Below are 23,100 nucleotides of genomic sequence, written 5' to 3'. Positions count from 1 at the left end.
TGCGTGATCTCGCCCCTGGACCGGTACGCCCGCACGGTCGGCAGCCCGGCGGAGAGCCTGCGGCTTCGCGCGGGGGAGTCCGCGGACGTGGTGCTGGACGACGCGACCGGCCTGGCGTGGCGCTTCCCGCGCCGCCCGGCCGGCGCCGGCGCCCTCGCGTCGCTGGCCGAGCGGATGAGGCTGGTGCGCGCGCACGGCGTCCCGGCGCCCGAGGTGGTGGAGGTGCGCGACGACTGCCTGGTCATGCGGCTCGTCCACGGGGAGCCGCTGGCGCCGGGGCGGGAGCCGGACCCCGCCGCGCTGACCGGCCTGCTGGAGCGGCTCGCCTCGGTCCCGCTCGGCCGCGCCGCCGGGCCCGACCGGCGGGAGGAGCGGGGCGAGCCGGCCGACGACGTGTGGCGAGAGGAGCGGCGGACGCCGGCTGACGACGTGTGGCGGGGGGAGTGGCGCGCGCCGGCTGACGACGTGTGGCGGGAGGAGTGGCGCGAGCTGGCCGACGACGTGCGGCGGCTCGTGGTGCCGCTCCTGGCGCCGGGGCAGGGCCGCCGGGCCCTGGCCGACGCCACGCGGGCGCTGCGGACGGCAGAGTCGGCGCCCGCCGGTTTCGTCCACGGGGACCTCGGCGGCGCCAACGTCCTGATCGCGGGCGCCCCTGGCGCGGCCCGGGTGGCGGGTGTGCTCGACTGGGAGGCCGCCGGCCCCGGCGATCCCGCGGTGGACCTCGCCGCCCTGTCGGTCTCGGTCGGTCCCGCCACCCGGGCGCGGCTGGCCGAGGCGTTCCCCGGCCTCGCCGCCCGCGCGGACGCCTACGCGGCCACGTTCGCGCTCCAGGAGGCCGTGTACGGCCTGCGGGAGGGCGACGCCTCCGCCGTGGAGGCCGGCCTGGCCCCGTACCGGCCGGACGACGATCGCCCGTGATTGACCTCAACTGTGGTTGAGGTCACAGAATCGTGCCCGGGCCCGCTCCCGCAGCGCGCGCCTCTTCCCGGATTACATGATTACAGGAGACCGTCATGAGCAAGGTTCTCGTCATCGGCGCCACCGGCAAGCAGGGCGGCGCCGTCGCCCGCCTGCTCCTGGACCACGGGCACGAGGTGGTGGCCTACGTCCGTTCGGAGGAGTCGCCCGCCGCCCGGGCGCTGTCCGCCGCCGGCGCGCGGCTCGCCCCGGGCGATCTGGCCGACGCCGGGGCGCTCCAGGGGGCGGCGACCGGCGTGGACGCCGTCTTCGGCCTGTCCGTGCCGTTCGGCGCCGGCGGCAAGGAGGAGGAGGTCGCCCAGGGCCGGCGCCTCGTGGACGCCGCCGAGCGCGCCGGGGCCCACCTCATCTACTCCTCCGTACGCGGCGGCGACCGCCTGGAGGCCACCAACGTCGACCACGCCGACAGCAAGCAGCTCGTCGAGGCGTACCTGCGCGAACGGCAGGTGCCCGCGACGGTCCTCGGCCCCGTCTACTTCATGGAGAACGCCCTCAACCTCGGCTTCAGCGGCCTCGCCGAGGGAGTCCTGTCCAGCCCGCTGTCGCCCGGCAAGGAGCTGGACCAGGTGGCGGTCGCCGACATCGCCGCCCTGGCCGTCCACGCCGTCGAGAACCCCGCCGAGATGGTCGGCAGGCGCGTCGACCTCGCCTCCGACCGCGTCACGGGCGAGGAGGCCGCCCGGATCCTCGGCGAGGCGATCGGCCGCGAGATCCCGTACCGGAGGCTGCCCCTCGACATGGTCCGGCAGTGGGCGGGGGAGGAGGTGGCGGAGATGTTCGACGCCTTCGAGCGCAACACCGACTTCGTCGACACGGCCGCCCTGCGCGCCGCCTACCCGTCGGTGCGCTGGCACACGTACGCCGACTGGGCCGGGAGCGTCGACTGGGAGCAGGTCCTCAAGGGCTGACGGAGCGCTCCCACCGGCTTCACGCGCCCTTGCGGAGGAGCTCGGTGATGGTGAAGCCGGCCGGCCGGGTCACCTGGCCGTCGGCGAGCGGGACGTTGAGGGCCTTGGCCAGTTCCGCCCCGTAGAGGTCCACGGTGGCCTCGCACACCTGGGCCAGCGTCCCCGTCGCCGCCCGTCCTCTGCGGTGGCCGACCGCGATCGTCACCGCGCCGATCAGCGCCGCCGGCCACCACAGGGTGATCGCCGCTGTGCCCAGGTACAGCACGCCCCATGCCGCCGTGGTCGCGGCGCCGGACAGGGCGGCGCGGGCGTCGCCGATCGCGGTGCGCACGTGATCGGGGACGACGAGCCACAGGCGCGGCCAGGCGGCGTCGAGGTCGATGCCGTAGCGGTTGTGGACGCGGGTGACGACGGCATCCATCTGGTCGCCCATCCAGGTCGGCCGGAACGGGCGGGCCAGGGCGATGGCGTTGCGCCGCGCGGCCAGTTCGCCCCGGCGGCGCTGGAAGTCCGCGGCGCTCTCGTTCCGGCCCGCCGTCGCCGTGTCGAAGTCCCGGTGCGCGGCGTCCCAGCGCTGCCTGCGCCGCTCGACCAGGGGCCGGGCCAGCCACCGTGGACCCCGCATGAACCAGCAGCGCACGACCGGCCCCGCGAGCGCGTTGGCGCCCAGCCCAGCCCCGAACGCGCCCAACAGGAGGGCGACGAGCAGCAGGGCCTGCGCGACGGGCTTGCCGTCCAGGGCCCTGGTCTGGGCGCCGGCCCGGTCGGCCAGGAACGGGAGGTCCCAGGGGCGCCGGTGACCGAGCACGGCGGCGAGCCAGAGCACACCTTCGAAGAGCGCGCCGGGCAGGACGAGCACGGCCAGCCATCGCTCGGCGAGCTTCTGCCCGAGGCTCGACAGGAACCCCGTCATCCCGGCGAGTATTTCAGCGGCAGCTCATAGACGTCGCAGGTCGGGACAGCGCCGCCGGGCTCGGACCGGGCGTCGCGCGGGCAGCGGCTCTCCGGGCAGCGGTATCCGCCCGGAGGTGGCGGGAGGTGCCCCGCCGATGGAAGGTCGGGGATGACCGGCTTGCCGCGGGCCAGGACGTCCAGGCCGAGCATCCGGCTCAGCTCGTCGACGACCTCCTTGGGGCGTCGCTCGCCGTGGCGCACCGCGCGCCGGGCCTCGTCGAGCTCCGCCGACCACCCCTCGGCCGCCGCCATGCGGACCAGCCGGGGGAGGCTCTCGCACAGAGCCGCCAAGGCGCGGCCGTCGTCCGGCAGGTCTGCCATGGCTTGGTGTCTACCACCCGCCGCGAGGGGCGGCAAGGCGAAGGGGCGGTAACACACCCATCCCCGGAAACGAACCGCAGGAGGGTGCTCCAACGCGATGAGAACGGTTCTGCCGGCCCCATGGGGGGAGGATGCGGATGCTTCGACGACGCCGAGCCGTGCGCGCCGCCCGACAAGCGGCGTGGAACATCCGCGAGTACCCGTCGACACATGATCTTCGGCAGCTCGACGAGGCGCTGGAGACGCTCAGGGACGCGCTGGAGCGGGTGCCCGACAGCCATCCCGAGCGGGCGGATTGGCTGTCGGCGCTCGGCGACGGGCTGTCGATGAGGTTCGACCACGTCGGGCGGATCGAGGACATCGCGGAGGCGCTCGCCGTCCACCGCAGCGCCGCAGGGCTGGCCGAGGGCACCGATGCCGGTGTGGCGGCCGGGCTGAGCCGGGCCACGGCGCTGCTGAACATCTACCAGCTGCACCGGCCGGACCGGAGCACGGCGGCGGAGAACCGCGCCGTGCTGGACGAGGCCGTCGCCCTGCTCCGCGAGGTGTGCGAGAGCCCGGGGCTGGATCCCGAGCTGCGCGACTCGGCGACGGTCAACCTGGTCCTGGCGCTGGAGATGCAGGCCGAGCTGCACCCGGAGCGGCTCAGGGAGTACCAGGACGAGACCCACGCGATCCTGACCCGGCTGGTGCGGGAGACCAGCCCCCACCACGCCTACTACCTGTCGCGGGTGGTCAAGCTGGCCACGCTGCTCGTGCAGCGAGCGGACCTGCCCGAGCGCGACCGGCACCTGCGCGAGCTGCTGGAGGTCGTGCGGCAGCGCTTCCCGACCGCGGCCGAGATCGACCGGCGCAGCATCAGGGGGGCGCTCGGCTGGGTGCTCGACCACGGCATCGACTTCTCGGAGCGGGTCGTCACCGTGGACCGGCTCGTCGCCCACTTCCGCGAGCAGATGACGCTGCTGCCGGAGGAGCACGCCCTCCGGACCGAACACCTGGTGCACATCGCCTACTACGCCTCGATCGTCGCGATGACGTCAGGCCGGCTCACGCTCCTCGACGAGGTCATCACGGCCATGCGCGCGACCCTGGCGGAACTGCCCGGCGGGCATCCCGCGTACGGCGAGCTGTTGTCCGCTCTGGGCACCGCGATGGGGCGAAGGATGCAGACGACCGGCACCACCGCCGACCTCAGGGCGACCCAGGACCTGCTGGAGGCGGGCATCGAGCGGTTACCCGAGGGCGACCCGGAGCGCGGCCTGTTCTTGGCCAACCTCGCCAACACCTCCTCGATCGCCTACGAGATCACGGGGCGCGAGGAGCACCTGACCGAGTGCCTGCGGCTGTACAGGGAGGGGGTGGCGCTGACGCCGCCCGACCACGCCAACCGCGGCATGGCCCTCACCGGCCTCGGCACCGCCCTGCACCACGCCTACGAGCGCTGGCGCCGCCGGGAGGACATCGACGGCGCGATCGAGGCGCATCGGGAGGCGGTGCGGGCCACCCCCGACCACCACTACGACGCCGCCCTCTACCGCGCCAACCTCGGCGGCTCCCTGATCGCGCGGTTCGAGGACCTCGGGCTGGAGAAGGATCTGGACGACGCGATCGAGGCGCTGCGCGCGTGCATCCGGCTGACGCCGCACGAGCACACCCTGCGCGGCACCTACCTGTCCAACCTCGGCAGCGCCCTGGTCCAGCGGTACGTCCAGTACGACGACATGGCCGCGCTGGAGGAGGCACGGCTGGTCCTGCGTGAGTCCGTCGCCTCCGTCCCCCAGGAGACGCCGGTCGGCGGCCTGGCCACGCGGAACCTGGCCAACGCGCTCATGGTCCACGACCGGGCGGCGGCGCCCGGCGACGCGGTCGAGCTGCTGCGCACCGGCCTGGCCAGGCTCGGCGACACGCACGTGAGCCGGGCGGGCATGATGGCCAGCCTCGGGCTGGCGCTGATCGCGCAGGCTGAGGCCGCGTTGGTGACCGAGCGGGAGCGGAAGATCACCCACCTGATCCAGGGCCTGGCACGCGGTGAGATCTCCCTGCCGGCCGACGCCGACGCGCTGGCGGGGCTCGTCCACGAGGTGCGGGACGGCCCCAGGCCCGCCCATGTGATCGACGATCTCGACGACGCCGTCGACATGCTGCAGGGCGCGGTCGCGGCCGGGCCGGTCACGCACGCCGAATACCCCATGTGGCTCTCCGCGCTGGGCGTCGGCCTGTCATTGCGTGCCAAGGTCACGGGGGAGCCCGCCTCGTACGACAAGGCGGTGCGCCTCCTGCGCGAGACCCTGGACCTGATGACCCCTGAACAGCCGCGCCGGGCCAGCGTGCTCAACGAGCTGGCCCTGCTCCTCGACCGCTGGGCCGACGACGAGCCGGGCGAGGCGGAGCGGCTGCGGGCCGAGGCGATCGAGGCGTTGCGCGAGGCCGCGGTCATCGAGGCGGCCCCGGCGGGCTCGCGCGCGGGCGCCGCCAGACTGTGGGGGCGCCTCGCCGCGGGCCAGGGTGACTTCGCGCTGGCCGTCCAGGGATTCGGGGTCATGGTGGGGCTGCTGGAGGTCATGGCCTGGCGCGGCCTGAGCCGCGGTGACCAGGAACGGCTGCTCGCGCGATTCCAGGGGGCCGCCGGCGACGCGGCCGCCTGCGCGCTGGAGACCGGCGACGCGCGCCTCGCGATCGAGCTGCTGGAGCAGGGCCGGGGAGTCCTGCTGGCGCAGGCGCTCGACGCCAGAGCCGACCGCGACCGGCTGGCCCGGGAGCTGCCCGAGCTGGCCGGCCGCCTCACGGAGGTCTACGCCGATCTCGACGACCAGTCCGCCGACATGGACCGACGACACGCGGCGGCCAGGCGGCACGCCGCGTTGGTGGCCGAGATCCGCCAGCAGCCGGGGTTCGAGAACTTCCACCGGTCGATGGACTTCACCCGGCTGGCCGCGGCCGCCTCCGACGGCCCCGTGGTCGTCATCAACGTCAGCCGCTACCGCTGCGACGCCCTCGTCGTCGCCGACGGGGAGGTCACGGTCGTGCCGCTGCCGGACCTGTCCGCGCAGGCGGTCGAGGACCGGGTGACGGGCTTCACCGAGGCGATCGAGGCGCTCGGCGGGGGCGCGCGTGAGTTCGACGACCGGCTGACGGCCAGGCAGACCGTCCAGGACACCCTCCGCTGGGTCTGGGACGCCGTCACGGAGCCGGTGCTCGACCGGCTGCCCGGCGCGCGGCGGGTCTGGTGGTGCCCGACCGGGCTGGCGGTCTTCCTCCCGCTGCACGCCTCCGGGGACCACCGCACGCGGCATGACCCGCGACCGCGTACGGTGCTGGACCGGGTGGTGTCCTCGTACACCCCCACCGTGCGGGCGCTGGCGCACGTCCGCTCGCTTCCGCCGCCCGTCTCGCGGCCCGGCGGCCAGCCGCTGGTCGTGTCCATGCCCACGACGCCGGGCGCGGCCGACCTGCCGGGCGCGGCCCGCGAGGAGGAGATCTTCCGCGAGTGCTTCCCCAGCGCCCGCACGCTGCGAGGGACGAGCGCCACCCGCGAGGCCGTGGTCACCGTGCTGCGGGCCAGCCCCTGGGTGCACTTCGCCTGCCACGGCGCCCAGGACACGGCCAGCCCGTTCCACGCCTGGCTGGCCCTCCAGGACGGGCCGCTGACGGTCCGCGACCTGGCGGTGCTCGACCTGTCCGACCACGCGCGGCTGGCGTTCCTGTCCGGCTGCGACACCTCGCGTGGCGACGAACGGCTCTCCGACGAGGCCATCACGCTGTCGTCCGCCGTGCACCTGGCGGGATACCGCCACGTGATCGGCGCTCAATGGCAGCTCGAGGACAGTACGGCTCCCCACGTCGCGGCGCAGGTCTACCGGCGGCTGGGCGACGGCCGGGGCGGCATGGACGCGGCCGGCACCGCCGTGGCGCTGCACGAGGCGGTCCTGGAGCTGCGGGACCGCATGCCCTACGCCCCGCTCGTCTGGGCGCTGTTCACCCATACCGGACCCTGAGCGGGGAGACGCTGTGAAGTACCTGAGGCCGCTGGCGGTGCCGTCCCTCGCGATCGCGTTCTACCTGGTGTTCAGCGGCGAATGGCGCAACCTGGGACCGTGGATCAAGACGGCGGCCACCTGGCTCATCGGCGTGCCGTGGGCGCTGGTCCTGGCCGTGAGCCTCCCGCTGATCTTCGTCGGGCTGGCGATCAGGATGCTGGCGGGTGGCCTGCGGCAGATCGCCGCCAACCAGCCCCAGCAGGTGCAGAGCCTCGGCCGGTCGGCGGAGCAGCCGGACGAACGCTTCGCCCGGCTCGGCGGGCTCGACGAGGTGAAGAAGGAGCTCGAACCGGTCGTCGCCTGGCTGCGCAAGCCGTCCGGCATGCTGGGAGGCGACGTGCCGCGGGCGGTTCTGATCGCCGGGCCGTCCGGGTGCGGCAAGACCGCTCTCGCGCGGGCCATCGCCGGTGAGGCGAACGCCTCCCTGTACACCTACTCGGGGGCCGAGTTCCACGAGATCCTCATCGGCATGGGCTCCAGCCGGATGCGGCAGGCGTTCGTCGAGGCGCGCAGGAGCGCCGGCAGCAAGCCGGTCGTCGTCTTCATCGACCAGATCGACCTGATCGCCGCGGAGCGCAGCAGCGGGCCCAGCGTCGGCGCCGGCGGTGACGCCGAGGCCCACCGCACGATGGCGCAGCTGATGACCGCCATGGACGATCTCGACGCCAACGGCCGGGTCTACGTCATCGCGGCCACCAGCAGGCCCCGGGTGATCGACCGGGCGCTGTTCGCGCCGACCCGCTTCGCTCTGCGCATCGACCTGGAGCTGCCGGACGAGGAGCAACGCGCCGACATCCTGCGGCTGCTGCTGAAGGAGCACGATCTCGTCGCCGGGGTGGACATCCGGGCCATCGCCGCCGGGGTCGCCGGGTTCACCGGCGCGGAGCTGCGGCAGCTCGTGCACTGGGCGGCCGACGCCGCGGGCGCCCGGTCGGCCACGCGACTGACGCTGGACGACTTCATCGACGCCAAGACGCGCATCCTGCCCCGCGTGGACCTGCGTGACCCGCCCGACATCGTGCGGCACCTGGACAGCAGGATCGAGGGCCAGCGCACCGCCAAGGAGCGGCTGGCCGTCGCGGTCAGCAACCACTACCTGCGGCTGACGATGGCCAACAGGTTCGAGGCGCCGCCCGTGGCCATCCGCAAGGCCAACGTGATGATGCTCGGCCCGACCGGCACAGGCAAGACGATGCTGGTCGAGACGATAGCCCGCTTCCTCGACGTGCCGTTCGTCATCGCCAACGCCACCGTGCTGAGCAGCACCGGCTACGGCGGGATGACGGTGGAGAAGATGCTCTACCGGCTGCTGATCGCCAGCTCCTTCAACCTGCGCAGGGCGGAGTACGGCATCGTCTGCGTCGACGAGTTCGACAAGCTTGCCCTCGGACACGGAGAGCGCAGCAGGGCCTCCAGCGGGGCTGTGCAGCAGGAGCTGCTCAAGCTCGTCGAGGGGTCGGTGGTGGACGTCCCCAAGGGTGACTCGGAACTGTCGGGCAATCTCGACTTCTACCAGTTCGACACCAAGAACGTGCTGTTCGTGTGCCTCGGCGCCTTCAACGGCCTCGCCGAGCACGTGGCGCGCAGGCTCAGCCTGCCTCAGGACGCCCTGGGCGACCGGGCCGCGCTCATGGACCACATCCTGCCTGAGGACGTCATCGAGTACGGTTTCCTGCCCGAGCTGGTGGGCCGGTTCCCGGTGATAACGGCCACGCTTCCGCTCGACCACGCCGAACTGGTCAGAATCCTGCAGAACGAGCACAACGGCCTGACCCACGAGTACGCGGAACTGCTGGCCCTCCAGGGCAGGAAGGGCACGGTCTTCACCCAGGACGGTGTCGAGCGGATCGCCGGCGAGGCGCTCCTGCGCGGCGTCGGGGCGCGCGGGCTGCGCGGCGTCATGGAGAACGCGCTGGCGGCCACGATGTTCGAGCGCGCGAAGCCCGGCGAGCCGGCGCTGATCATCGACGCCGAGCTGGTGGGCAGGGGGTTGAACTCGGCGGCCCTGGTCTCGCCGTCGGCCGGCGGCCGGGCGCTGACCCCGCACCAGGTCTCGCGGAAGCTCGCGGGCCTCCTGCCGGGAGCCGTCCGTGCCAGGGAGGCCCTGGCGGTGGCCAGCAGCAGGCACTACGGCTCACCCGCCGGCGGGGCGGACCGCCGGTGCGTCGTCCTGGTCGACCCGCGCACGGGCCAGCGCACCGCCCTGGTCGAGGCGCTGGCCGAGGTCTGGGACGTGCCGTGGGCGGTGCTGGACGCGAGCGCGCTGACCGGGCCGGACGCGGAGGCGGCCGGCGAGGCCGCCGGGCAGCCGTGGTGGGTGACGGAGCTCGTCGAGGAGCTGGTCTCCCGCTCCTCGGGCAGGCCGGCGACGATCCACCGAGGCGTGATCCTGGTCGACGCCCTCGACGTCCTGCTCGCCCGGCACCCGCGGCGCGCGCTGACGAGTGTCGTCAGACCTCTGGTCGAGGGCCGTCCCCTGCCAGGCGGTTTCCCCACCGACCGGCTGATGCTCGTGCTGGCCGGAAGCTTCGCGCCGCCCCAGGAGGACGCCGGCCCCACCGATCCCGCGCGCGTGGTCGAGAAGGCCGGGGCGCACTACCCGATGCCCGCCTGGCTCAGGGACAGGGCGGTGCTGGCGGTCACCGACCTGGCGCATGACCATGAAGGGCTGCTCGCCTTCATCCGCCGCCACGACCACGAGATCCGCCGCAAGTACCAGCCCATTCTCGACTCACGGGGCCAGATCATCCCGGTGCGCGCCGAGCTGCACGAAGACCTGGCCCGCCGCGCCGAGCAGGAGGGCTGGCGACTGGCCGACGTCTCCGTGCACCTGGAGAACGCCCTCCTGCGCGACCTCGGCTAGCGGATCGCTTCGCGACAGCCGCTTCTAGACGTCGTAGTACAGCTCGAACTCGTGCGGGTGGGGCCGCAGGCGGATCGGGTCGACCTCGTTCTCCCGCTTGTACGACACCCAGGTCTCGATGAGGTCGGGCGTGAACACGCCGCCCTCCAGCAGGTAGTCGTGGTCGGCCTCCAGGGCCGCGAGCACCTCGGGCAGGGAGCCCGGCACCTGGGGCACCTGGCGGGCCTCCTCCGGCGGGAGCTCGTAGAGGTCCTTGTCGACCGGCTCCGGCGGCTCGATCTTGTTGCGGATGCCGTCGAGGCCGGCCATCAGCATGGCCGAGAACGCGAAGTACGGGTTGCACGACGGGTCGGGCACCCGGAACTCGATGCGCTTGGCCTTCGGGTTGGAGCCGGTGATCGGGATGCGGACGCAGGCGGAGCGGTTGCGCTGGCTGTAGACCAGGTTGACCGGGGCCTCGTAGCCGGGCACCAGACGGTGGTAGGAGTTGACCGTCGGGTTGGTGAAGGCCAGCAGCGACGGCGCGTGCCGGAGCAGGCCGCCGATGTAGTAGCGGGCGGTGTCGGACAGCCCCGCGTAGCCGACCTCGTCGTAGAACAGCGGCGAGCCGTCCTTCCACAGCGACTGGTGGCAGTGCATGCCGGAGCCGTTGTCGCCGAAGATCGGCTTGGGCATGAACGTGACCGTGTGGCCGAACTCCAGGGCCGTGCTCTTGATCACGTACTTGTAGAGCATGAGGTTGTCGGCCGTCTTCAGCAGCGTGCCGAACTTGAAGTCGATCTCGGCCTGGCCGGCGGTGCCCACCTCGTGGTGCTGCATCTCGACGTCGATGCCGCACTCGATGAGGTTGCGGACCATCTCGGAGCGCAGGTCGGTGAAGTGGTCCATCGGCGGGACCGGGAAGTAGCCGCCCTTGTAGCGCGGCTTGTAGCCGAGGTTGCCGCCCTCGGTGGCCTTGCCGGTGTTCCAGGCGCCCTCGATGGAGTCGATGTAGTAGTAGCCGGCGTTCTGCCGCGTCTCGAAGCGGACGTCGTCGAAGATGTAGAACTCCGCCTCGGGGCCGAAGTAGACCGTGTCGGCGATGCCGGTGCCCTTGAGGTACTCCTCCGCCTTGCGGGCGACGTTGCGCGGGTCGCGGCTGTAGGCCTCGCCCGTCAGCGGGTCGTGCACGAAGAAGTTCAGGTTGAGCGTCTTGTGCTGGCGGAACGGGTCGAGCACGGCGCTGGACGGGTCCGGCAGCAGCAGCATGTCCGACTCGTGGATGGCCTGGAAGCCGCGGATGGACGAGCCGTCGAACATGAGCCCGTCGGTGAAGACCCTGGCGTCGAAGTTCTCGACCGGGAAGGTGAAGTGGTGCGTCGTCCCCGGCAGGTCGGTGAACCTGACATCGACGAACTGCACCCCTTCGTCGCTGATGAACTTCAGGACGTCGTCGGCGGAGCTGAACACTCTCGAACCTCCCTGGGGACTGACTATCTGCCGACGCTAGGTCGCGGCCGTTTCCGAACGGTGTCCCGATTGTTTCGCATGTGTTAAGCAGCGAGGCCGGCCGGGGGGCGCGGGCGCCGCTCCGGGTGAGCGACCGGGCCCCCGGCCGGATACCGTTGAGGGCATGAGCGGCAACGAGCCCCGCTGGACGCAGACCTGGCTGGGCGGTGTAAGGGCGGCGGGCGTCGATCTCGGCTATCCGGGCGAGCGGCTGGGCCTGCCGGAGGAGGGCAGCGGGTCGGTCGCCAGGTGGGGCCGGCGCATCGCGGCGCTGGTCATCGACTGGATGATCTGCACCTGGGCGATCACGCAACTGCTGCTCCGGATCAATCCCGCCGAGTCGCCGTGGGTGCCGGTGGTGGTGTTCGCGGCGCAGTACCTCGTGCTGGTGGCCTTCATGGGGCAGACGTTCGGGCACCGGCTGGCCGGCATCAGGGTGGCCGCCATGGACGGCGGCGACCCGCGGCTGCTGCCCGTGGTGGTGCGCACCGCGCTGCTCGCGCTCGCCGTGCCGGCGCTGATCTTCGATCGTGACCACCGGGGGGTGCACGACCGGGTGTCGAACACCGTGGTCGTCCGCATGTAGCCCGTCCTTCTCGCGAAAAACGTACCCGGTTCGGAAACGAACCGGGTACGTTTTTCTTGTGATGGCAGGACTGAGGGAGCGCAAGAAGGAGCAGACACGGCGGCGGATCGCCGAGGTCGCGCTGCGCCTGTTCGCCGAGCGCGGCTACGACGCGGTCACCGTCAACGAGATCGCCGAGGCCGCCGGGGTGGCCAAGGTGACGCTGTTCAGCTACTTCCCGTCCAAGGACTGCCTGGTCCTGGACGGGGTCAAGGACGACATGGCGCGGATCGTGGCCGGGCGGGGGCCGGGCGTGACGCCGCTCGCGGCGCTGCGCGCCCACTACCGGGCGCTGGCTGCCGCCGACTCGCAGGAGCTGGACGTCGAGGCGCTCATGACCCGCGTACGGGTGATCTCCGCCAGCCCGGCCCTGTTGGCCGGAGTCCAGCAGGCGTACGCGGAGGAGCGCGAGGAACTGGCCGCCGCCCTGGCCGCCGCGCGATCGCCCGGACACGGTCCCGGCCTGGCGGCCAGGGTCATGGCCGCGCAGATCACCGCCACGGTCACCACGCTCCAGGAGACGTTCTTCGCCCGGCTGGCCGCCGGCACGCCGCTCGCCGAGGCGGGGCGCGCCCTGGCCGGGGACGTCGAGCTGGCCTTCGACCTGCTGGAAAACGGCCACGACACCGAGAGAGGCACATCATGAAGAAGGGCATCAACTACGACACCGGGTTCCTGAACGGCCCGGAGCGGTCGCGTCAGGAGTTCGGCCGCGAGAGCGTCCGCCGCGAGATGCGCGTGATCGCCGGCGAGCTGAACTGCCGGGCCGTGCGCGTCTCCGGCGGCGACCCCGAGCGCCTCGGCGTCGCCGCCGAGGAGGCCGCCGCGGCCGGACTGGAGGTGTGGTTCGCGCCGTTCCCGGTGGACGTGCCGCGCGAGGAGATGCTCGCCCTGTACGCCGACTGCGCCGCCCGGGCCGAGACGTTACGGCGCGGCGGCGCCGAGGTGGTGCTCGTCACCGGCTGCGAGACCAGCGCCTTCGGCCCCGGCTTCATCCCCGGCGACACCTACCGCGACCGGCTCCAGGCCATGACGGACGGCGACATGGAGTGGTGGCGGTCGCTGGGCGAGGTCATGGCCCGCTTCAACGCCTTCCTCGCCGAGGCCGCCGCCACCGTCAGGCCCGTGTTCGGCGGCCGGGTGACCTACGCGGCCGGGCCGTGGGAGTTCGTCGACTGGGGTCCGTTCGACCTGGTGGGGGTGGACGCCTACCGCGCCGCGTACAACGCCGCGACCTTCCGCGAGGAGCTGCGCGGGCACTTCCGCCACGGCAAGCCGGTCGCGGTGACCGAGTTCGGCACGTGCGCCTACCGGGGCGCGGGGGAGCGCGGCGGCATGGCCTGGGTCGTGCCCGACGGGGCGGTGCCCGACGAGGAGGAGCAGGTGCGCTACCTCGGCGAGCTGCTCGACGTCTTCGAGGAGGCCGGCGTGGACACGGCCCTGTGGTTCACCTTCGCCGGCTACAACCGCGCCGGCGCCGGCGACATCGGCTCGTACGGGGTGGTCCGGATGCTCGACGGCACCCGCTGGGAGCCCAAGAAGGTCTTCCACGCCATGGCCGCCCGCTACGCCCGCGACTGAGGAGCCCCACGCCCGCGAGACTGAGGAGCCCTCAGTGGGGGCGCTCGACGGTGAAGATGGCCGTGCCGGGGAGGTGCCGGCCGCGCAGCGGGCTCCAGCCGCCCCACACCCGCTCGTGGCCCGGCGGCCACTCCGGCTCCAGCAGCCCGGCCACGCGCAGCCCGGCCGCCACGACCAGGCCCACCCAGTCGCCCATCGTGCGATGGTGCTCCACGTAGGTCAGCGTGCCGTCCTCGTCGCGCTCCTCGTACGGAGCGCGGTCGAAGTACGACCGGTCGGAGGTCAGCCCGCGCGGCCCCGGATCGTCCGGGAACGCCCACCGGATCGGGTGGCTGACCGAGAACACGAACCGCCCGCCGGGTCGCAGCACCCTGCCCACCTCGCGGAACACCGCCAGCGGGTCGGCCACGAACGGCAGCGCCCCGAACGCCGAGCACGCCAGGTCGAACGACCGGTCGGCGAACGGCAGCGCCTCGGCGTCGGCCTGGACCACCGGCACCCGCACGCCGGTCTCCAGGTCGATGCGCTGGGAGTGGCGGAGCTGCCGGTGGGAGATGTCGAAGGCCGCCACCTCGGCCCCGCGCGTCACCAGCCAGCGCGCGCACTGGGCGGCCCCGCAGCCCAGCTCCAGCACCCGCCGCCCGCGCACCTCGCCCAGCAGGCGGGCCTCGGCCTCGTCGAGACCCTCGGGGCACCACACGAACCCGGTGTCGCGCAGGAAGTCGCCGTGCTCGACCTGGTAGTCGTCGGCGTTGCCGTCCCACCAGCCGCGGTTGGCCCGCGACGAGGAGGAGGGCATCTAGCGCATCTTGGGGCCGCGCGGCATCCGCACGCCCTTGGGCATCGGGCCCTTGGGCATGGGGACGTTCTTCGGCAGCGACCGCAGACGGTCCTTGACCTCGTTGACCGAGGGCTTCTTGAGGTTGCGCGGCAGCTTCATGATGTGGCGCTGCAGCTTGCCCAGCGGCACCTGGCCCTCGCCGTCACCGCACTGGATGTCGTAGATCTCGATGCCGAGCACCACCCGCGAGACCCGCTTCTTCTCGGCGGCCAGCATCCGCCCCACCCGGTTGCCCGGGCCCTCCGACACCAGCACGACGCCGGGGAAGCCGACCACCATGTGCACGAGGTCCTGGTCGCGGTTGACCGCGATGGCCGGGGTGACCTGCCAGTTGCCGCGCATGCCCTGGAGCACCGCCGCGGCCGCGCCGGTCTGGCCGTGCAGGATCGAGTACTGGGCGCGCTGGGCGAGCTGGCCGAAGACGACCAGGCCCACGGTGAGCCCCAGCAGCACGCCGAGGAACACCGAATACCACAGGAAGCCCGTGACCAGGCCGATCACGACGACCACAGCGAGCGTGCCGACCGCCGACAGGAAGACGATCGGCAACCCCTTGGGGTTGGCCTGCTGAATGATCTGCGCGATCATGCGGAGCTGCTTGATGCGCCCCGGCTTCTCTGGATCCACGGACTTCGCCATGCTGGCAAGGATACAAACCAACCGGTCGTGAAAGGAAAACGTGACCTAACCGGCCGGGCGGCGGCGCCCCCCGGAGGGGACGCCGCGAGGACGCCAGGCGCCCCCGAGAGGGCGACCGGGCGTCAGGCGCCCCCCGCGAGAGGGGCGACCGGGTGTCAGGCGCTCTGCCGGGCGGCGATCGCCTGCTGGTAGAGCCGGCCCGCGCGGTACGACGAGCGCACCAGCGGCCCGGACAGCACGCCGGCGAAGCCGATCGCCTCGGCCTCGGCCTGCAGCTCCACGAACTCCTCCGGCTTGACCCACCGCTCCACCGGGTGGTGGCGGGGCGTCGGGCGGAGGTACTGGGTGATGGTGAGCAGGTCGGTGCCGGCCGCGTGCAGGTCGCGCATGGCCTCGACGACCTCCTCACGCGTCTCGCCCATGCCCAGGATCAGGTTGGACTTGGTCACCAGGCCCGCCTCGCGCGCCATGGTGATCACCGCCAGCGAGCGCTCGTAGCGGAACGCCGGCCGGATGCGCTTGAAGATGCGCGGCACCGTCTCGACGTTGTGCGCGAACACCTCCGGCTTGCTGGAGAAGACCTCCTCAAGCTGCTCGCGGTCGCCGTTGAAGTCGGGCACCAGCAGCTCCACGCCGCAGCCGGGCAGCAGGGAGTGGATCTGCCGCGCGGTCTCGGCGTACAGCCAGGCGCCGCCGTCGGGCAGGTCGTCACGGGCCACGCCGGTCACGGTGGCGTAGCGCAGGCCCATCTGCTGGACCGACTCGGCCACGCGGCGCGGCTCGTCCCGGTCGTACTCCTTGGGCTTGCCCGTGTCGATCTGGCAGAAGTCGCAGCGGCGCGTGCACTGGTCGCCGCCGATGAGGAACGTCGCCTCGCGGTCCTCCCAGCACTCGTAGATGTTGGGGCAGCCCGCCTCTTCGCAGACCGTGTGCAGGCCCTCCCGGCGCACGAGCGATTTCAGCTCGGTGTATTCGGGGCCCGTCTTCAGCTTGGTCTTGATCCACGGGGGCTTGCGCTCGATAGGGGTCTCGGCGTTGCGCACCTCCAGGCGGAGGAGCTTTCGGCCTTCAGGAGCAACGGTCACCAGCCCAGCTTACGTCTCGCCCGGACCTGGCTCATGCGAGGGTGGCCGCACCCGATCGCGACCGTGCGGCCGCGGGCGGGGCGGCGCTAGCTGATCAGGCCGAACCCGCGGATCGCCCGCGTGTAGTGCCGCAGCAGCTCGTCGTCGATCCGGTGCGACTCGGCCGCGCCCAGCAGGTCCGAGCCGGAGTCCGAGGACGGCAGCGACGCCCGCCCCAGCGCCCCCTCCCGGATGGCCGGCACGCTCTCGCCGCGCAGCGCCGCCGCCTGCATCGGCGCGAGATAGCCTCCGCCGGCCAGCATCGCCCGCACCTCCGCCAGGTCGGCCGCCGGCACCACCCGCCGCGCCAGCTCCTCCTTGCGCCGCTCGACGCGCGCGGCGTCCGAGCGCGCCAGCCGGACCAGGCCGTGCTCGACCAGCAGCACCGGCGCGCCCAGCACCCGGCCGATGACCCGGCCGATCAGCCCGGCCGCCTCGTACCCGGTGCCCGGGTGGTCGAGCGCGCCGAGCGAGGAGGCGAGCACCTTCGTCTGCGCCTCGTGCCGCACATCCAGCGGGGCCGCCCCCAGCAGAGCCTCGTGCCAATGCCCCAGGGTCGCCAGTGCGCCGTCCACGATCAGCTCCTCGACCGTGGGAGCCTCCGCGTACGCCAGGGCCAGCGCCGCCGCCCGCTGCCGGGGCGACAGGGCCAGCCACAGCGGCAGCCCCACCACGAGCACGGGCCGGCGCAGCGGGCCGACCCGAAGGTAGCGGGAGACCGGGTCGAGGTCGCGCACCGCCACGGCCCGCGGACGCGGCACGCCCGCCCGGTCGGCCACGCGCTCGGCGGCGGAGTAGAGCTCCCCGGCGGCCCCGCGCTCCAGGACCTCGGCGTCGGCCGGCAGCCGCCCGCCCAGCCGGGGCCGCAGCATGACGCCGATGGCCACCAGCAGCCCGCCCACCAGCCAGCCGAGGATCATGTCGGCGTTGTTGACGGCGGCCATCCACACGCCGCCCGCGACGAAGGCGACCGTGAGCAGGTGGACGAGGAGCGCGAGGACGAGCGTGATCGACCGCTTCACGGCCCGAGCGTAAACGACCGTCCCGTCCCCGGCGAGCCCCTTTCCCGGCGCTCTGTGCGGCTACCTCCGCAGAAGATCCTCTTCGTGCAGGTCGAACGGCTGCATGCCCAGGGACTCCGCCAGCCGCTTCTCGGCGATCGGCAGCACCTCGTCCACCACGATCCGCCGCCCCGTCTCCGCCGACAGCGACGTGACCCCCGCGTCGGGGACGCCGCACGGCACGATCCGGTTGAACCAGCGCGGGTCGTTGGCGCAGTTGAGGGCGAACCCGTGCATGGTGACGCCGCGCGTCACCCGGATGCCGACCGCGCCGATCTGCCGGTCGGGCAGACCGAGCCCCGGATCGCCCGACACCCACACCCCGGCCCGCCCGCTCACGCGGCGGGCGAGCACCCCGAAGTCGGCGCAGATCTGGATCATCGCCTCCTCGAGCCGGCAGATGTACGTCGTCACGTCGCCGACGGCCACGATCGGGTACGCGACGAGCTGGCCCGGGCCGTGCCAGGTGACGCGCCCGCCCCGGTCGACGTCGACGACCGGCGTGCCGTCGGCCGGGCGTTCGTGCGGCGCGGCGCGGCGGCCGGCGGTGTAGACGGGCGCGTGCTCCAGCAGGAGCACCGTGTCGGTCAGCTCGCCGGCGACCCGTTTGCCGTGGACCCGGCGCTGGAGCGCCCAAGCCTGCTCGAAGGGGACGTCGACACCGAGGCGGACGATGGCGAGCGCGAGGGGATCATCGACCCCGTGCCTGGGGCGCATGGGTCCATTGTGCCGTTCCGTCACCCTTGAAGGGTAATTCAGGAGGTCAGCAGGCGCGGCTCGATCCTGAACTCCTTCACGCCGCCGTCGCCGTCGTGCTCGACCCGGTAGGCGTAGCCGTCGGGCCGCGTGCTGACCGCCTGGATGAACTCGGTGCCCACGTAGTGCAGGCCCACGCCCTCGTCGGCGGCGTAGCCGGCGGGCAGCTCGCCCTCGGCCACCGACCGCTGCAGCAGCGCGCGCCGCTGCGGGTCGGAGTCGTAGTGGACCCCGCACGAGTAGGGCAGCAGGCCCAGGCCGTCGGCCCACACCCGCAGCTCGGGGCCGAAGGAGTCGGTGTTGCCGCCGACGTGCCAGCACAGCGCGCCCGCGCTCTGCCCGGACAGCACCACCCCGGCCCGCCACGCCTCCGCGAACGCCTCGTCCAGCCCGTGCAGGCGCCACAGCGCCGCCAGGTTGGCCGCGCTGCCGCCGCTGACGTAGATCACGTCCTGCTCCAGGATCCACGCGCGCGGGTCGGCGACGTTGGGCATCGGGAAGACGGTCAGGTGGCTGACCTCGACGTCCCACCCGGCGAACGCCCCGTACATCTTCAGCAGCCAGTCGGAGTCGTCGCCCGTCGCGGTGGCCAGCAGCCCGAGGCGCGGCCGGTCCTGGCCGGTCAGGTCGAGGGCGTAGCGCAGCAGAGGGCTCGCCTTCAGGAAGCCGTGACGCTCGGTGGGCACGAACGACCCGCCGCCGATGGCAAGGATGTGCGACTGCCCTGACCTGCTCATGCCGGTGCCTCCCCGATCCGGTTCACACGTTCGACGGCCCCTCGCCCCGGCGGCCCGGGCCCGCCCGCGCCGGTCCTGCGGCGCGGGCCGCTCGCGCGGATCCGCTGGTGAGGGGCGAACAGCACCTTAGAGTACGGCGCGCAGCGCCTCGTCGAGACGGGTATGGGCGAAGCGGTACCCGGTGTCCTCCAGCTTGCGCGGCACGAGCCGATGGCTGGGCAGCAGCGCCTCCTTCGCGAACTCGCCGAGCCCCAGCCCCAGCGCGAACGCCGGCACCGGCATCGGCACCGTGCCCTTGCCCAGCGCCTTGCCCAGCGCGCGGGTGAACTCCTCGTTGGTCACCGGCCCCGGCGAGCCGAGGTTGACCGGGCCGGACACCTCCGGACGGTCCAGCGCGTGCAGGACCGCGCCCACCCAGTCCTGCTCGGAGATCCACGACCAGTACTGCCGGCCCGAACCGAGGGGCGCCCCCAGCCCCGCCTTGAAGATCGGCAGCATCCGGCCGAGCGCCCCGCCCCGCCGGCTCAGCGCGATGCTGGTGCGCAACTGCGCCGTCCGCATCCCCAGCGCCTCGGCCTCCCGGGCCTCCTTCTCCCACCGGACGCACAGCTCCGCCAGGAACCCCTCGCCCCGGCCCGCGCTCTCGTCGACCGGCCGGTCTCCCGTGTCGCCGTAGAAGTCCACCCCGGACGCCGACAGCAGGGCCTCAGGAGGCCGTGACAGCTCTCCCAGGGCGCGCACGAGGGTCCGGGTGCCCAGGACCCGGCTGCGGATCAGCTCGCGCTTGTAGGCGGGGCTCCAGCGCCGGTCGCCGACGGGCGCCCCGGCCAGGTGGACCACCGCGCCGGCGTCCTCCAGGGCGGCGGGCTCCAGCACGCCTTCCCCGGGGTCCCAGAACCTCTCGTCGGGCCCCTGGGGCGGCCGGCGCACCAGCGCGACGACCCGATCGCCACGCCCGCGCAGAGCCTCCGCCAGCGCACTCCCCAGCAACCCGGACGCCCCGGTCACGATGATCACCACCAGCCCAGCCTACGCCGCGCTGTCGCGAATCGCCCCCGAGCACGCCGACGCCACACCGCCCCTGAGTGTGGCCGTCTTACGGGGGTGGGACGGCCGGCGGGGTCGACCACGGTGACGGTCAAGGGTGCGGCGTCACGGCGCCCCGCCACCATCCGGTCAGAGGCCGTCTTCCTGGAGGCCCTGAGCCCCGTACGGCGGGTGGCGGCCGGCTTGGCTGCGCCGTGACCCCGAGAACGAAAAGCGGCCCGGACGGAGGGAATCCGTCCGGGCCACTATTCACAGATCACGCAAGGCCGAGCTGCGCCTCGAAGCGACCTTCCTCGAGGCGGCGCTTGACCGTCGTGAGGAAGCGCGCCGCGTCGGCACCGTCGACCAGGCGGTGGTCGTACGTCAGCGCCAGGTACACCATCGAGCGGACCGCGATGACCTCGCCCTCCGGCGTGTCGACCACCACGGGACGCTTGACGACGGCGCCGGTGCCCAGCATGCCGACCTGCGGCTGGTTGAGGATCGGCGTGTCGAACAGGGCGCCGCGGCTGCCGGTGTTGGTCAGCGTGAACGTGCCGCCGGTGATCTCGTCGGGCGTCACCTTGTTGGCGCGGGTGCGCTCGGCCAGGTCGGCCGTCTTGCGGGCCAGCCCGGCGAGGTTGAGGTCGCCGGCGTTCTTGATGACCGCCGCGATCAGGCCGCGCTCGGTGTCGACCGCGATGCCCAGGTGCTCGACGTCGAAGTACGTGACCTCCATGGTCTCGTTGTTGATCGTCGCGTTGAGCTTGGGGTGCTGCTTGAGCGCCTCGATCGCGGCCATCTCGAAGAACGGCATGAACGACAGCTTGACGCCCTCGCGGCGCAGGAACTCCGCCTTGGCCTGGTCGCGCAGCCGCGCGATCTTCGTGACGTCGACCTCGACGACCGTGGTGAGCTGGGCCGCCGTCTGCAGCGACTCGACCAGCCGCTTGGACATGGTCTGCCGCAGGCGCGACATCTTCTCGGTGCGGCCGCGCAGCGTGGTGTCGACCTCGACCGGCTCGGGAGCCGCGCTGACCTGCGCGGCCGGGGCCTGCGCGGCGGGCGCCGGAGCGGCGGCGGCCGGCTGGGCCGCGGCCGGGGCGGCCTGCTCGCGCTGCGCCTTGGCGGCCTCCAGCACGTCCTGCTTGCGGATGCGGCCGCCGACGCCGGTGCCGGTGACCGACTCCAGGTCGACGCCGTGCTCGTTGGCGAGCTTGCGCACCAGCGGCGTCACGTACGGGCTCTCCCCGGACGGCGCGGCCTGCTCGGCCGGGGCCTGCGCCTGCGGAGCCGGGGCGGGCGCGGGGGCCGGAGCGGGAGCCGGGGCGGGCGCCGGAGCCGGCGGCGCCTGCTGGGCCTGCGGAGCCGGAGCCGGAGCCGGCTGCGGCGGGGCCTGCTGGGCGGGCGCGGGCTGCGGGATCGACGAGGCCGGGGCGGGCTCCGGCTCGGGCTGCGCGGCGGGGGCCGGAGCCTCCTCCTGCGCGGGCGCGGCGCCGCCCGCCTGGCCGTTCTCGTCGATGATGGCCAGCTCGGCGCCGACCTCGACGGTCTCGTCCTCCGCGACGACGATCTTGGTGATGACACCCGCGGACGGCGACGGGATCTCGGTGTCGACCTTGTCGGTGGACACCTCGAGGAGCGGCTCGTCGGCCTCGACGCGCTCGCCCTCCTTCTTCAGCCAACGGGTGACCGTGCCCTCGGTGACGCTCTCGCCGAGCTGGGGCATCTGTACGGAGACCGGCATCGTTATCTTCTCTCGCGTTCTGATGAGGGCTGGACTAGTTGTGTACGTGCAGCGGCTTGCCGGCCAGTGCCAGCATCGCCTCACCCATGGCCTCGGACTGGGTCGGGTGTGCGTGGATGAGCTGGGCGACCTCTGCGGGCAGCGCCTCCCAGTTGTAGATCAGCTGACCCTCGGTCACGAGCTCGCCGATGCGGCGGCCCACCATGTGGACGCCGACGACGGGCCCGTCCTTCTGGGCGATGACCTTGACCGCCCCAGCGGTGCCGAGAATCTGGCTCTTCGGGTTGCCCGCGAGGTCGTAGACCTGCTCCACGATCTCGATGCCGCGCTCGGCGGCCTGCGCGGACGTGATGCCGACCGAGGCGACCTCGGGGTCGGAGTACGTGATGCGGGGGACGCCGGCGTAGTCGATGGGCGGCGGGTTGAGCCCGGCGATGTGCTCGGCGACCATGATGCCCTCGGCGAAGCCGGCGTGCGCCAGCTGCAGGGTGGGGATGAGGTCGCCGATCGCGTAGACGCCGGGGACCGAGGTGCGGCAGTGCTCGTCGACGACGACGGCGCCGCGCTCGATCGCGATGCCGGCCTCCTCGAAGCCCATGCCGGCCGACACCGCGCCGCGGCCGACCGCGACGAGCAGCACCTCGGCGTCGAGCGTCTTGCCGTTGGCCAGGGTGACCACGACGCCCGTGTCGGTGGTCTTGGCGCTGTCGAAGAAGACGCCGAGCTCGTACTTGATGCCGCGGCGGCGGAAGGCCCGCTCCAGCAGCTTGGAGCTGGACTCCTCCTCGGTGGGCAGCAGGTGCGGCAGCGCCTCGACGATCGTCACCTCGGCGCCGAACGAGCGGTAGACGCTGGCCAGCTCGACGCCGATCACGCCGCCGCCCAGCACCACCACGGACGCGGGGACATGGTCCATGGTCAGCACGTGCTCGCTGGTGATGATCCGCTCGCCGTCGATCTCCAGACCGGGCAGCGACTTCGGCGCGGAGCCGGTGGCGAGGACGACGCTGGCCCCCTCGTACACCTCGGAGCCGACCTGGATCGCCCGCTCCCCGACGAGGCGGCCCTCGCCCTCGACGATCGTCACGCCCGCGCCCTTGAGCAGGCCCTGCACGCCCTTCCAGGCGCGATTGACGATCTTGTCCTTGAACGCGTGGACGCCGGGGACGTCGATGCCGTCGAAGCGCGCCTTGACGCCGAACGTCTCGCTCTCGCGGGTCTCGTCGGCGACCTCGGCGGAGTGCAGCAGAGCCTTGGTGGGGATGCATCCCCGGTGGAGGCAGGTGCCGCCGATCTTGTCCTTCTCGATCAGAGCGACGGACTTGCCCAGCTCGGCAGCCCTCAGCGCGCAGGCATAGCCGCCGCTGCCGCCACCTAGGACGACGATGTCGTAGGCCACAGGAAGGCTCCTTGT

Annotated in this window: 19 protein-coding genes; 7 read left to right on the top strand and 12 right to left on the bottom strand. The window is 73.0% G+C overall.

The window, feature by feature from the left end; genetic code table 11:
• The first annotated feature begins 3 nt into the window (after positions 1-3).
• Both HD595_RS03085 and HD595_RS03080 read left to right on the top strand, forming a co-directional pair.
• Positions 4-918 carry an aminoglycoside phosphotransferase family protein gene (locus HD595_RS03085; RefSeq protein WP_253765461.1) on the top strand — a complete coding sequence of 305 codons (915 nt, stop codon included), beginning with the start codon at positions 4-6 and terminating at the stop codon, positions 916-918.
• Positions 919-1,013: 95 nt separating this feature from the next.
• A complete protein-coding gene (locus tag HD595_RS03080) occupies positions 1,014-1,886 on the top strand; it encodes an NmrA family NAD(P)-binding protein (RefSeq protein WP_253765460.1) in 873 nt (290 codons plus the stop codon).
• 19 nt (positions 1,887-1,905) lie between these two features.
• Here the strand turns inward: HD595_RS03080 and HD595_RS03075 are convergent, their stop codons facing one another.
• Together HD595_RS03075 and HD595_RS03070 are read right to left on the bottom strand one after the other, a co-directional pair.
• A complete protein-coding gene (locus tag HD595_RS03075; protein WP_253765459.1) occupies positions 1,906-2,799 on the bottom strand; it encodes a hypothetical protein in 894 nt (297 codons plus the stop codon).
• Positions 2,796-3,161: a calponin homology domain-containing protein gene (locus HD595_RS03070; protein ID WP_253765458.1), complete on the bottom strand. Its 366-nt coding sequence runs from the start codon at positions 3,159-3,161 to the stop codon at positions 2,796-2,798. Before HD595_RS03070 ends, HD595_RS03075 begins: the two co-directional genes overlap by 4 nt.
• Before the next feature lie 137 nt (positions 3,162-3,298).
• Between HD595_RS03070 and HD595_RS03065 the strand changes: the two genes are divergently transcribed.
• Entirely contained in the window at positions 3,299-7,156 is a 3,858-nt protein-coding gene (locus tag HD595_RS03065; RefSeq protein WP_253765457.1) for a CHAT domain-containing protein, read from the top strand.
• Between the two features lie 13 nt (positions 7,157-7,169).
• Positions 7,170-10,061, top strand: coding sequence for an AAA family ATPase (locus tag HD595_RS03060; RefSeq protein ID WP_253765456.1), 2,892 nt, complete (start codon positions 7,170-7,172; stop codon positions 10,059-10,061).
• A gap of 24 nt (positions 10,062-10,085) precedes the next feature.
• Here HD595_RS03060 and glnA read toward each other — a convergent pair whose 3' ends face one another.
• The gene (gene glnA / locus HD595_RS03055; RefSeq protein ID WP_253765455.1) at positions 10,086-11,510 is read right to left on the bottom strand and encodes a type I glutamate--ammonia ligase; all 1,425 of its coding nucleotides are present in this window, start codon (positions 11,508-11,510) and stop codon (positions 10,086-10,088) included.
• 163 nt (positions 11,511-11,673) lie between these two features.
• Between glnA and HD595_RS03050 the strand changes: the two genes are divergently transcribed.
• From HD595_RS03050 to HD595_RS03040, 3 genes are all read left to right on the top strand, one after another.
• On the top strand, positions 11,674-12,135 hold the full coding sequence (locus HD595_RS03050; protein WP_253765454.1) for an RDD family protein: 462 nt from the start codon (positions 11,674-11,676) through the stop codon (positions 12,133-12,135).
• A gap of 61 nt (positions 12,136-12,196) precedes the next feature.
• Complete coding sequence (locus tag HD595_RS03045; RefSeq protein WP_253765453.1) at positions 12,197-12,820, top strand: TetR/AcrR family transcriptional regulator; 624 nt, start codon at positions 12,197-12,199, stop codon at positions 12,818-12,820.
• A complete protein-coding gene (locus tag HD595_RS03040) occupies positions 12,817-13,755 on the top strand; it encodes a hypothetical protein (protein ID WP_253765452.1) in 939 nt (312 codons plus the stop codon). Before HD595_RS03045 ends, HD595_RS03040 begins: the two co-directional genes overlap by 4 nt.
• Before the next feature lie 31 nt (positions 13,756-13,786).
• Here the strand turns inward: HD595_RS03040 and HD595_RS03035 are convergent, their stop codons facing one another.
• The 9 genes from HD595_RS03035 to lpdA all read right to left on the bottom strand — a co-directional run bounded on the left by HD595_RS03035 (position 13,787) and on the right by lpdA (position 23,085).
• Positions 13,787-14,554, bottom strand: a complete 768-nt coding sequence (locus HD595_RS03035; RefSeq protein ID WP_253765451.1) for a class I SAM-dependent methyltransferase — start codon at positions 14,552-14,554, stop codon at positions 13,787-13,789.
• Positions 14,555-15,235 (bottom strand): DUF4191 domain-containing protein, encoded by a 681-nt coding sequence (locus HD595_RS03030; protein ID WP_253765450.1) that lies wholly within the window; start codon positions 15,233-15,235, stop codon positions 14,555-14,557.
• A 155-nt stretch (positions 15,236-15,390) separates the two neighbouring features.
• Positions 15,391-16,320 (bottom strand): lipoyl synthase, encoded by a 930-nt coding sequence (lipA, locus tag HD595_RS03025; RefSeq protein ID WP_253765449.1) that lies wholly within the window; start codon positions 16,318-16,320, stop codon positions 15,391-15,393.
• Between the two features lie 86 nt (positions 16,321-16,406).
• Positions 16,407-17,381 (bottom strand): M48 family metalloprotease, encoded by a 975-nt coding sequence (locus HD595_RS03020; protein WP_253765448.1) that lies wholly within the window; start codon positions 17,379-17,381, stop codon positions 16,407-16,409.
• A gap of 60 nt (positions 17,382-17,441) precedes the next feature.
• On the bottom strand, positions 17,442-18,137 hold the full coding sequence (gene lipB / locus HD595_RS03015) for a lipoyl(octanoyl) transferase LipB (protein WP_253765447.1): 696 nt from the start codon (positions 18,135-18,137) through the stop codon (positions 17,442-17,444).
• Positions 18,138-18,175: 38 nt separating this feature from the next.
• Positions 18,176-18,913: a Type 1 glutamine amidotransferase-like domain-containing protein gene (locus tag HD595_RS03010; protein WP_253765446.1), complete on the bottom strand. Its 738-nt coding sequence runs from the start codon at positions 18,911-18,913 to the stop codon at positions 18,176-18,178.
• Between the two features lie 126 nt (positions 18,914-19,039).
• Positions 19,040-19,933 (bottom strand): TIGR01777 family oxidoreductase, encoded by an 894-nt coding sequence (locus HD595_RS03005; RefSeq protein WP_253765445.1) that lies wholly within the window; start codon positions 19,931-19,933, stop codon positions 19,040-19,042.
• A 283-nt stretch (positions 19,934-20,216) separates the two neighbouring features.
• Positions 20,217-21,686, bottom strand: coding sequence for a 2-oxoglutarate dehydrogenase, E2 component, dihydrolipoamide succinyltransferase (gene sucB, locus HD595_RS03000; protein WP_253765444.1), 1,470 nt, complete (start codon positions 21,684-21,686; stop codon positions 20,217-20,219).
• Between the two features lie 34 nt (positions 21,687-21,720).
• Entirely contained in the window at positions 21,721-23,085 is a 1,365-nt protein-coding gene (gene lpdA / locus HD595_RS02995; RefSeq protein WP_253765443.1) for a dihydrolipoyl dehydrogenase, read from the bottom strand.
• Positions 23,086-23,100 lie beyond the last annotated feature (15 nt).

Origin of the sequence: Nonomuraea roseoviolacea subsp. carminata (assembly GCF_024172185.1) — a bacterium.
GTDB classification, from domain to species: Bacteria; Actinomycetota; Actinomycetes; order Streptosporangiales; family Streptosporangiaceae; genus Nonomuraea; species Nonomuraea roseoviolacea.
The sequence above is the reverse complement of the archived record's forward strand: the minus strand, read 5'-3'. Positions and strand labels throughout refer to the sequence as shown.